Origin of the sequence: Marinobacter salinexigens (genome assembly GCF_008370345.1) — a bacterium.
Classification (GTDB): Bacteria; Pseudomonadota; Gammaproteobacteria; order Pseudomonadales; family Oleiphilaceae; genus Marinobacter; species Marinobacter salinexigens.
In genome coordinates, this window is the sequence record NZ_VTUU01000003.1 from 517,254 (window position 1) to 527,644 (window position 10,391).

11 protein-coding genes are annotated in these 10,391 nt (G+C 58.9%); 10 read left to right on the top strand and 1 reads right to left on the bottom strand.

Going from position 1 to position 10,391, the window contains the following annotated elements; all coding sequences use genetic code 11:
* Window positions 1-7: 7 nt before the first annotated feature.
* The 10 genes from FWJ25_RS09610 to FWJ25_RS09655 all read left to right on the top strand — a co-directional run bounded on the left by FWJ25_RS09610 (window position 8) and on the right by FWJ25_RS09655 (window position 10,227).
* Window positions 8-784 (top strand): outer membrane protein OmpK, encoded by a 777-nt coding sequence (locus FWJ25_RS09610; protein ID WP_149600037.1) that lies wholly within the window; start codon window positions 8-10, stop codon window positions 782-784.
* Between the two features lie 69 nt (window positions 785-853).
* Complete coding sequence (locus FWJ25_RS09615) at window positions 854-1,543, top strand: TetR/AcrR family transcriptional regulator (RefSeq protein WP_149600038.1); 690 nt, start codon at window positions 854-856, stop codon at window positions 1,541-1,543.
* Window positions 1,540-2,472: an allantoinase PuuE gene (puuE, locus tag FWJ25_RS09620; RefSeq protein ID WP_149600039.1), complete on the top strand. Its 933-nt coding sequence runs from the start codon at window positions 1,540-1,542 to the stop codon at window positions 2,470-2,472. The genes FWJ25_RS09615 and puuE overlap by 4 nt, the downstream gene beginning before the upstream one ends.
* 15 nt (window positions 2,473-2,487) lie before the next feature.
* Complete coding sequence (gene alc / locus FWJ25_RS09625; protein ID WP_149600040.1) at window positions 2,488-3,510, top strand: allantoicase; 1,023 nt, start codon at window positions 2,488-2,490, stop codon at window positions 3,508-3,510.
* Window positions 3,507-4,016 (top strand): ureidoglycolate lyase, encoded by a 510-nt coding sequence (locus FWJ25_RS09630; RefSeq protein ID WP_149600041.1) that lies wholly within the window; start codon window positions 3,507-3,509, stop codon window positions 4,014-4,016. Before alc ends, FWJ25_RS09630 begins: the two co-directional genes overlap by 4 nt.
* Before the next feature lie 123 nt (window positions 4,017-4,139).
* Window positions 4,140-5,231 carry an ABC transporter substrate-binding protein gene (locus FWJ25_RS09635; protein ID WP_149600042.1) on the top strand — a complete coding sequence of 364 codons (1,092 nt, stop codon included), beginning with the start codon at window positions 4,140-4,142 and terminating at the stop codon, window positions 5,229-5,231.
* 8 nt (window positions 5,232-5,239) lie between these two features.
* On the top strand, window positions 5,240-6,070 hold the full coding sequence (locus FWJ25_RS09640; protein ID WP_149600043.1) for an FAD binding domain-containing protein: 831 nt from the start codon (window positions 5,240-5,242) through the stop codon (window positions 6,068-6,070).
* Window positions 6,060-8,333, top strand: coding sequence for a xanthine dehydrogenase family protein molybdopterin-binding subunit (locus tag FWJ25_RS09645; protein ID WP_149600044.1), 2,274 nt, complete (start codon window positions 6,060-6,062; stop codon window positions 8,331-8,333). The genes FWJ25_RS09640 and FWJ25_RS09645 overlap by 11 nt, the downstream gene beginning before the upstream one ends.
* A complete protein-coding gene (locus FWJ25_RS09650) occupies window positions 8,330-8,842 on the top strand; it encodes a (2Fe-2S)-binding protein (RefSeq protein WP_149600045.1) in 513 nt (170 codons plus the stop codon). Before FWJ25_RS09645 ends, FWJ25_RS09650 begins: the two co-directional genes overlap by 4 nt.
* Window positions 8,842-10,227 carry an amidohydrolase family protein gene (locus tag FWJ25_RS09655; protein ID WP_246166739.1) on the top strand — a complete coding sequence of 462 codons (1,386 nt, stop codon included), beginning with the start codon at window positions 8,842-8,844 and terminating at the stop codon, window positions 10,225-10,227. Before FWJ25_RS09650 ends, FWJ25_RS09655 begins: the two co-directional genes overlap by 1 nt.
* A 50-nt stretch (window positions 10,228-10,277) precedes the next feature.
* Here the strand turns inward: FWJ25_RS09655 and FWJ25_RS09660 are convergent.
* Window positions 10,278-10,391, bottom strand: a 114-nt coding sequence (locus FWJ25_RS09660) for an integrase core domain-containing protein (RefSeq protein WP_149600047.1), incomplete at its 5' end; no start/stop codon positions are given.

Here is a 10,391-nt window from a genome sequence, read left to right on the forward strand (position 1 = left end):
AATTACCATGAATGCATTTCGTAAAACGCTGATCGCTGGCTGTGTTGCTGCAGCTTCCTTTGCTCCTGCAGCCCATGCCGAAAAGTTCTTCGGCTCGTCCAGTATCTCCATCCTGCAGAGTAATCAGTATCAGGGCGTGCAGTTCGATGCTGGCGGTAATGGTGGTATGGAGTATGAAGCGACTTACTTCACCTTCGAAAACGCCACCGCCCATAACTGGGGCAGCACGTTCTTCTTCATTGACCGTGATCAGGGTCAGGGCGACGTGGAAGGCACTGACAATGTCTATGGTGAATTCGCGCCCAACCTCAGCACCAGTTGGCTGACCGGCGCCGATATGAGCTTTGGCCCGATCAAGGATGTGGTACTTGCCGGCCAATACGAGTTTGGTGGCGGCACTCAGGTCAACAACTACCTGACGGGTTTTGGTCTGGCCTGGGATGTTCCGGGCTTTATGTACTTCAACACCTCGTTCCTCTATGTAAACAACGAGCAGGTTAGCGACGATCTGCAGCTGACCGTTACCTGGGGTGCGCCGATTGAGGTGGGTCCGGCACGGTTCCTGATCGATGGTTATATCGACTGGTCAACCGCTGAAGACGACCACAAATCCGAGTTCCAGTTCACTCCGCAGATCAAGCTGGACGTGAGCAACTTCTGGGGCGAGCCTGGCGTTCTGTACGCTGGTGTTGAATACCAGTACTGGAACAACAAGTTCGGCCTGGGTGACACCCTGATTGACGATCAGAGCTCTGTCAGCGCCCTGGTGAAATTCCACTTTTGATCCATCGCAGGAGTCCGGCAGAATCATACTGTCGGACTCCTGATCAAATGGACAACAAGTGAGGCACGAATGACCAACAACTCAGTTGCAGAAAACCCGGTAAAAGAAACGGTGGATGAGAGCGCTCAAGGCCGCAAGTATCGACCGGGCCGGATCCGCGAGCGGAACAGGGAAAAGATTCTCGCAGCGGCAGAGGAAGAGTTTGCCTCTAACGGATACAAAGGGGCGACCATCCAGAATATCGCGGAAAGGGCAGGGTTGCCGAAGTCCAACGTGCTCTACTACTTCAGCAACAAGAAGAAGATGTACAGCGCCATGTTCGACGACATCCTGGGGCGCTGGAACAAGGTCTTCACCGAAATCCGGCCGGAGGACGATCCCGCTGAGGCGCTGGCCACGTTTATCCGTACCAAGGTTGAGATGTCGAGGCAGTTTCCTCTGGCATCCCGGTTGTTTGCCATGGAAATCATCCAGGGCGCGCCGTTTTTGATGGACCACCTGCGTACCAATATGCGGGAGTGGGTTCGGGGGCGGGCAGAAGTGATCCAGACCTGGATTGATGATGGACGAATGGCGCCGGTGGACCCGGTGCAACTGATCTTCCTGATCTGGTCATCTACACAACATTATGCCGACTTCCAGGTTCAGATCCTGATGGTCGAGAACAAGGCCGAGTATGAACAGCGTGATTTTGACCACGCGGCCGATTTCCTGACCGATGTGATCTTGCGGGGGTGCGGCCTCGAGAGCCCGAAATGACAGACGCTAACTCTTACCCGAGAGACATGGTGGGGTATGGTGAACATCCTCCCCACGCCCAGTGGCCCGACAATGCACGGGTTGCCGTCCAGTTTGTTCTGAATTACGAGGAAGGTGGGGAAAATTGCGTGCTCCATGGTGATGAGCATTCAGAAACGTTCCTCTCCGATATTGTGGGTGCTGAAGCCTACCGTGACCGGCACATGAGCCTGGAGTCACTGTACGAATACGGCTCCCGCGCGGGCGTATGGCGTATCCTCAAAGAGTTTCGCAAGCGAGAGCTGCCGCTGACCATTTTCGGTGTCACCATGGCTCTGGCCCGTAACCCGGATGTGGTGAAAGCCTTTGTGGCAGACGGCCACGAGATCGCTTGCCACGGCCAGCGCTGGATACACTACCAGGACATGAGTGAATCCGAAGAGCGGCGCCTCATGGAGCTGGCCATTGAACAGCACACCGAACTGACGGGTCAGCCTCCCCTTGGGTGGTATACCGGTCGGGACAGCCCCAATACCCGTCGCCTGGTGGTCGAGCAGGGCGGACTGGAATACGACAGTGATTACTACGGGGATGACCTGCCTTTCTGGACGACCGTAGAAACCTGTGACGGAGAGAAAAAGCCCCATCTCGTTGTTCCCTATACCCTCGAATCGAACGATATGAAGTTCTGCGCGCCCCAGGGATTCAATTCCGGAGAGCAGTTCTTCCAGTACCTGAAAGACAGCTTCGACGTTCTCTACGAAGAAGGTGCCGAGTCCCCGAAGATGATGTCCATTGGCCTGCATTGCCGGGTCGTGGGACGCCCGGGTCGATTCCGGGCCTTGCAGCGCTTTCTCGATCATATCCAGCAACACGACCAGGTGTGGGTGTGCCGGCGTATTGACATAGCGCGCCACTGGAAACAGGTCCACCCATACCAGCCCGACTGATACCGGAGTAACCAAATGAATGATGCCCTTGTGGCCCCTGTTGTTGAGGGACCTGAATTTACCCGTTTGGGGCTGAACCTGGCGGATGGCAGCCTTGGGGCGGAAGTGACTTGGGTAACCGATGAGTTTTTCGCTCCCAGGGAGTGCATGCTGAATCCCGATCAGCCGATGTTCTATCCGGATCGTTACGACGATCATGGTAAGTGGATGGACGGCTGGGAAACTCGTCGCCGCCGGACCACCGGCCACGATTGGTGCATCATCCGCCTCGCGATGCCGGGTGTCCTGATGGGGGTGGATTTCGATACCAGCTTTTTTACCGGGAACTTCCCTCCGGCAGCTGCCTTGGAGGCCTGCTTCTGTCCGGACGGCGAACCGGATGAAGCCAGCCAGTGGCAGCCACTGGTGCCGGCTACCGAACTGAAAGGTAACGACCACTGTTTCTGTGCCATTGAATCCGGCCAGCCGTGGACGCACCTGCGCCTGCATATCTACCCGGATGGCGGGCTGGCGCGTCTGCGGGTATACGGTAAACCCTTCTGCGACTGGAACACGCTCTCTGGCAGCGAAAGCCTGAACCTGCTGGCCCTTGAACACGGTGGCGATCAGGTGGCCTGGAGCGACGCTCATTATGGCGAACCCCGCAAACTGCTGCGGCCGGGTCGCGGTATCAACATGGGCGATGGCTGGGAAACCCGCCGGCGGAGAGAGCCTGGCAACGACTGGTGCATCCTTGCGCTGGGCCATAAGGGCATAGCTGAACGCCTCGAAGTGGATACCGCGCACTTCAAGGGTAACTTTCCGGGAGCCTGCTCTGTTCAGGCGGCCTGTGTGGAGGAAGGAGCCGCTACAGCCCAGTCGCTGATTACACAGAGTATGTTCTGGCACACGCTGATGGATGCGCAGCCGCTGACGGCTGACAGCATTCACCAGTTCACCGCGTTGAAAGACCTCGGAGCAATTACCCATATCCGGTTCAACATCATTCCGGATGGTGGTGTCAGTCGTGTTCGCCTGTTCGGGAAGCCGGTGTCATGACCGGGCCGCGGAACCTGGTGGCTGAGCCGCTGACGCGGGAGGCGTTTGCGCCGTTCGGGGAGGTGATCGATGCCCGGGGTGCCGATTCCTTTCCCATCAATCAGGGCCGAACCGAACGATTTCATGCCCTGGCAGCCGTGGAGCTGTTGGGAGAGGCCGAGGGGCTTCGGGGTATTCTTTCCATTTTTCGGGGACAGCCGCTGGAGCCTCTTGAGATCACATTGATGGAGCGCCACCCCCTTGGCAGCCAGGCCTTTGTAGCGATAAACGACGGAGCCTTCCTTGCGGTGGTGGCTCCGCCGGGCGAGTTTGATGAATCCGCTGTCAGGGTCTTCCTCGTTCGGGGAGATCAGGGCGTCAATTACCGGGCCGGTACCTGGCACGCACCCTTGCTGCCATTGAAACCAGACTCCGACTACCTGGTGGTAGACCGCCAGGGCCAGGGTAACAACTGTGACGAAGTGACCCTGGACACCCCAATCAAGCCAGTGATGCCGACCGGCTGAGCGTTCTTGATCGTCGCCAATGCCAGAAGACCACCCTCCAATAAAAACAACAGGGAACTTAGAAACCGGGGCCTGAGCCCGAGCGCTCACGTACCCATGTGACCTTTTGTGAGGAGAGAGTGTATGACGTGCAAGAAAGTGTCCGATGTACATGGGATAAAGAACGGTGTAGTGAAACGAGCCAGCTTGCTGTCCGGACTGGCCATGGCTGCAGGCCTGGTGATGTCTGCGGTATCTGCTCCGGCGTTGTCCGCTGAGCTTGAGAAGGTGTCGTTCCGCACCAACTGGTTCCCGCAGGCTGAGCACGGCGGTTGGTATTACGCGGACTCCCAGGGCACCTATGAGGACTATGGCCTGGACGTTGACATGAAGCCCGGAGGTCCCCAGGTTAACAATATCCAGCTGTTGCTGGGTGGCCGCGCCGATTTCGTGATGCTGCATTCCAGCGGCCAGATCCTCAATGCCATCGAAGAAGGCCTGCCCCTTGTGGCTCTGGCGGCTTTCTACCAGAAAGATCCGCAGATCATCATGACTCATCCGGGTGTGGGTAATGACAGCCTGGAAGACCTGAAGGGCAAGCCGATCCTGTTGTCGCAGGATGCTCACCAGTCTTTCTGGCCGTGGCTGAAGCAGACCTACGGTTACACCGATGAGCAGGTGCGTCCCTACACGTTCCAGATGGGTCCCTTCATTGCTGATCCGGAAGTTATCCAGCAGGCCTACGTGACCTCAGAAACCTTTGTCGTGAAGGAAGCAGGTATCGATCCCAACGTGTTCCTGCTGTCGGATCATGGCTGGAAGTCCTACTCCACGATGATCGTCACGACCCGGAAGACCCTGGAAGAGCGCCCTGAAGTGGCTCGCAAGTTTGTGGAAGCGACCATTGAGGGCTGGTACCAGTACCTTGAAGACCCGAGCGCCACGAACGAATACATCCATGAGCTCAATGAAAATCAGGGGCCGGATCAACTGGCCCACTCGCTTCGTGAAATGGACGAGCGTGGCATCCTGTTGTCTGGCGAGGCTCTGACCGATGGCATCGGCATCATGACGGATGAACGCTGGAAGGAAAGCTATGACCAGCTGGTGAGCCTCGGTCTGGTTGATGCCTCTGTGGACCCCACCGAAGGTTATACAACGGAGTTTGTTGGCACTGAGGCCATTCACGCCATCATGGCGAAATACCCGGATGTTTCCGGCGTATCGGCGGACTGAACAACAGTATGGCAACGGTGATGACCGACAGGGCCGAGGTCCGGGTACTACGCCCGGACTCTGCCCGCGAGGCGGTTACCCTGGCCCGGCAACATGGTGGAACCTATGTTGCCGGCGCCACCTGGTTGCAACCGTCTTGTGAACGGGGCCGGAACTGGCCCCCCTTCTTTATTGCCCTGGATGCCCGCTGGCCGGGCTTTCGGGGGCTTCAGGAAAGCCATCAAGGCCTGACCATCGGCGCGCTGACCACCCTCGATACTTTGTCTCATCATCCATTGATGAAGGAATATCTGCCCTGCCTGACCGGCCGCAACGGGCTGATGAACCTGCTGGCCGGGCCAGGTGTGCGCCGTCTGGGTACGCTGGGTGGAAACCTGATGGCCGGTGGCGACCTGACGGCACTGGCCTTTGCCCTGGATGCCCGGATTCAGCTCGTTGGCGATGATGATCCTCGGGGAGACCGGCTGGTCTGGCGCTATCCGGACTTGAAATCCACGGATCTGATCAGCGCTTTGGTTATTCCGGACTGTCGGCGCTGGCGTGTCGCAGTTGAGAAACTCGGACATCGGGAACGGTTCAGCCCCACTCGTGCCACGATTGCCTGTGTCTATGACGGAAACCGGTTCCGTATGGCGGTGTGTGGTGAAGGCGGGCCCGGCCGGCTTGAAATCAGCGAAGCCGCACTGAATGACGGGGCGGCTTCGTCCACCACCACCGCAGACTGGTACCAGGCCCTTGATGCGGAGCTGGAAGGCCTGGGGTGGCACGATGCCCGGTTGCGCCTGGCAATCCGCAGGGTGCTGGTTCATCAGCATGAGGAATTGAGCGATGGCGACTGAGACACCGGACCGGGTTGGCACCCTGGCAATGGCAACGGAGCCGGAACACGGGCCGGCAAAGGATCTGTATCGTCGGATCGATGGTCAACTGGATTATCCCACCGACCTGCTCGATACGCCGGGGCTGCTGCACGGTGCAATCCTTCGGAGTGCCCATGCCCACGCTAGGCTGATTCGGGTGGATGTCTCTCGGGCGCTGACCATGCCGGGGGTGCACGCCGTTGTTACCGCGGAAGACGTTCCCGGCCTGAACCGGTTCGGTATTGTAGTCCGGGATCAGCCGGTATTTTGTGAGGAGAGAGTCCGTTTTGAGGGCGATGCCATCGCCGCTGTTGCTGCGGATTCCCGGGCCGAAGCCCGTGCGGCCATGGCCGCGATTGACGTTGAATACGAGCCGCTGCCCCCGGTCACTGAAGCGGTGACGGCAGATCGGCAGCCTCCGCTCCATGACGGCGGCAACCTGATTGCGCAGGAAGTGCTGGATCGTGGCGATCTTGAAGCGGCCTTTGCCCGCTGCTCTTTCATTGTTGAAAACGAATACCGTACACCCCGGCAAATGCACGCCTTTATGGAAACCGAGGGCGGCGTCGCCATCCCGGATGCGGATGGTGGTATGACCTTCCGGGTGGGGTGCCAGTCCGGTCATCGGGACGTGGAACAACTGGCGGATATCCTGGGCCTGGAAACCGAAAAGGTCACCGTCGAAGCGATGGCGACCGGGGGAGCTTTCGGAGGCAAAGACGAACTGACGATTCAGCCAGCGGCGGGCATCCTTGCCCTGAAAACCGGGCGCCCGGTGATGATCCATCTTGATCGGTTTGAATCCTGTCTGGCGGGAATAAAGCGCCATCCGGTTTCCGTGAGGATGACCACGGGCTGTGACGCTGAAGGCAGGATTCTGGCCCACCAGGTGGAGGCGGTACTGGATACCGGTGCCTACGCCAGCCTTGGGCCTGCGGTGCTGGAGAACTTTCTTGATCATGCGACGGCTCCCCTATACCGGATCGAAGCCTACCGGGTTTTCGGGCGGTTGGTGTACACCAACAACGGACTATGTGGTGCCTTCCGGGGGTTTGGCGGTAATCAGGCCACCTTTGCCGTGGAGTCCCAGATGGATGCTCTGGCGGAAAAGCTGGGTATGTGCCCGCAGGACTTCCGCAGAACGAATTTGCGCAGTCTTGGAGACACGGGGAGCCGGGACCAACGAGTGCGCTGGACGGCCTCACCGGCAGAAGTGCTGGGGCTGGCGGCGGCCTCGCCGTTGTGGCGTTGGCAGGAAGATGTCGGAGGCCGCTGGCTCCAGGGCACAGGCATGGCCATGGGTAGCCAGGGCAATGGGCTGGGCGACGGGTTGCCAGACAGTGGTGGAGGGCGGATCTGCCTGACGTCCGAAGGCCGGTTTCGTATTGAATTTGGCTTTGCCGATTATGGTCAGAACATCAGCGATGCGATCAGCCGAATGGTGTGTCAGGGGCTCGAGTGCCATCCCGACGATGTAAACGTGGTACTGGGACGCTCGAAAGGACCGGATTCCGGGCCAACCAGTGCATCCCGGAGTTCGGTGCTGGTCCACAGTGTACTCTCCCGCGCGCTACCGCAGCTGAAAGCGGCTCTTTGCCAGCGCGCATCGGAACTGACCGGATTGGCCCAGGAGGCATTGAGCCCCGGGCCGGGAGGCATTTTCTATCGGCAGGAGAAAGTACTGGATTACCGGGAACTTGCCGGAAACACGGTTGCCGGTGATCTGGTTGTAGACGCGGACCTGGACTTTCCGGTGGCACCGGATCAGGGCCAGCCCGTTGGGCGTTATCTCCAGTTACTGATTGCCACCGTGGCCAGGGTCGAAGTTGACCGGCTCAGCGGGAGGGTGAAAGTCGTTGACCTGCACCATATCACCGCCGCCGGGAAGGTTATTTATCCTGCGGGCTATCTTGGCCAGATCGAAGGCGCTGCGGTCATGGGGCTGGGTATGGCGCTGACCGAGGACATGCCAATGCAGGACGGGTGTTATCAGGCAGACAATCTGGATCAGTATCTGATCCCGACCTTCCAGGATGCTCCAACGCAGCGTGTGGACGTTCTGGACGACACGGCGGACGACGACCCCTTCCCGGTCCGTGGAGTAGGTGAGCTGGGTATCGAGGCGGTGGCTCCGGCCATAACCGCGGCTATTGAGGCTGCCACCGGCGTTCGGGTGAATCGCTTGCCGGTGTCTCCGGGCGACCTGCTGGCGGAAATGGAAGCCAGGGAGAGCAGCCAATGAATGACACCATCTCGTTCAAACTGAATGGCGAAACCATAGCTTGCCCGGTGTCCGGGGCAGGTACTTTGCTGGATCTTCTTCGGGATACCGCCAGGCTTACATCGGCGCGACCGGGTTGCCGTATTGGCCGTTGTGGCGCCTGTACGGTGTTGCTGGATGGTGAGGCGGTGCCAGCCTGCCTGGTCATGACCTGGCAGTTGGCTGGTCGCCAGGTGGAGACAGTGGAGGGGTTGCAGGACGATCAGGACTTTCTGGTCGTCCGGGATGCCCTGGCCCGGGAAAGCGCCTTGCAATGTGGCTATTGTACCCCGGGTTTTGCGGTATCGCTGGTGTCAGGCATAAGACATCAGAGATCCGGACAGGAGACGGATCTGGGCGAGGCAATTGCCGGCAATCTGTGCCGATGTACCGGGTACGGCGGGCTTAGCCGGGCCATTCAACGACTGACAGATTCCTGTTGCCGTGAGGATGCCGCTGCAGGAAACGATAACGACTTTTCAGGAGACTAATGATGACGAGTGTCACCGGACAACACCGGACCCTGCTGTGTGCCGATGCGGCATTGCCGATGAGCAGTGGTAACCCGGTTATTCAGAACGGCGCCGTACTGGTTTGCGGGGAAACCATTGAAGCGGTCGGCCCGAAGGAGCAATTGCTCCAACAGGCGCCGGACGCCGAAGTGCGTGACTACGGCAGGGCCGTGCTGATGCCGGGGCTGATCAATACCCATAGCCATTCAGGCCTGCTTCGGGGGACCGCCGAGGAGCTGCCCGTGTGGGAATGGTTGCAGCAGTATATTGATCCTATGCACAGGGTTCTTCAGCCAGAGGAAGCCGAAGTGGCCTCGTGGCTGTGTTATGCCGAGAGCCTGCTTGCCGGCACGACCACATCAGTGGATATGTGGCGTTACATGGCAGGGTCTGCCAGGGCGGCCGAATCCCTGGGTAACCGGGTGGTGATGGTTCCCTACGTGGGAGACGCAGAAGGTCATGATTATTTTGATTCCCTGGATGATAACGAACAGCTGCTGAACCAATGGCATGGCGGTGCTGGCGGACGGGTCCAGGTGTGGGTCGGGCTGGAGCACCAGACCTATGCAACCGAGGCGGCCTGTCGCAGGGCTGTCGAGCTGTGCAATCACTTCCAGACTGGCTTGCACACCCATTCGAATGAGAGCCAGAGTGAAACACCGGACGCCCTCAGGCTCCACGGAATCAAGCCTGTCCGGGTATTGGAAAAACTGGGTTTGTTGTCGCCAGAACGGGTGCTGCTGGCCCACTGCGTATGGATTGATGACGATGAAATCCGCACGCTGGCGGACTACAACGTCGGCGTTGCCCATAATCCTTGCAGCAACATGAAACTGGCGAGTGGCTCTGCGCCGGTGGAAACGATGATCGAAGCCGGGATAGCCGTCGGTATCGGCACGGACGGCGAAAAAGAGAACAACAACCTCGATATGTTCGAGGAAATGAAATTCGCTTCCCTGCTGGCAAAACTGCGCAAGATGGACGCGGCGGCCTGGCCAACCTGGGATGTGCTCCGGGCGGCGACCATCGAAGGCGCCCGTGCCCTGGGGATGGACAGCCAGATCGGCTCGCTTGAGCCGGGCAAACAGGCCGATGTTATCGCTGTGCGGGCGGATACGGCCCGGATGACGCCGTTCATTGCATCCGGTCCGCTCCAGAATCTGCACTACAATCTCGTTCATTCTGTGTTGGGTGGCGACGTGCAGATGACCATGGTGGCCGGGAAAGTGGTTGCCGAGAACCAGATGCTCCTGAGTGGTGACATGGCAGAGTATATTGACCGGGCCAATATGGCTGCCGGACGACTGCTGAGTCGCCGTGACGAATGGTTTCGCCAGAACAGTCAGGCGACTGTGAGCGTCTGATCAGGAAACCGGAAGGAGTGTCTAGTCCTGAAATAGGTTTACACCTATTTCTATTGAAACGCCCGGTGCACCGCATCGGGCGTTTTGTATTTCAGCGCTAGATGAGGTCGCCTCGTGTTATAGATTTGCACGGACTGATCGACCATCTTTCGCGCTTCAGCCAG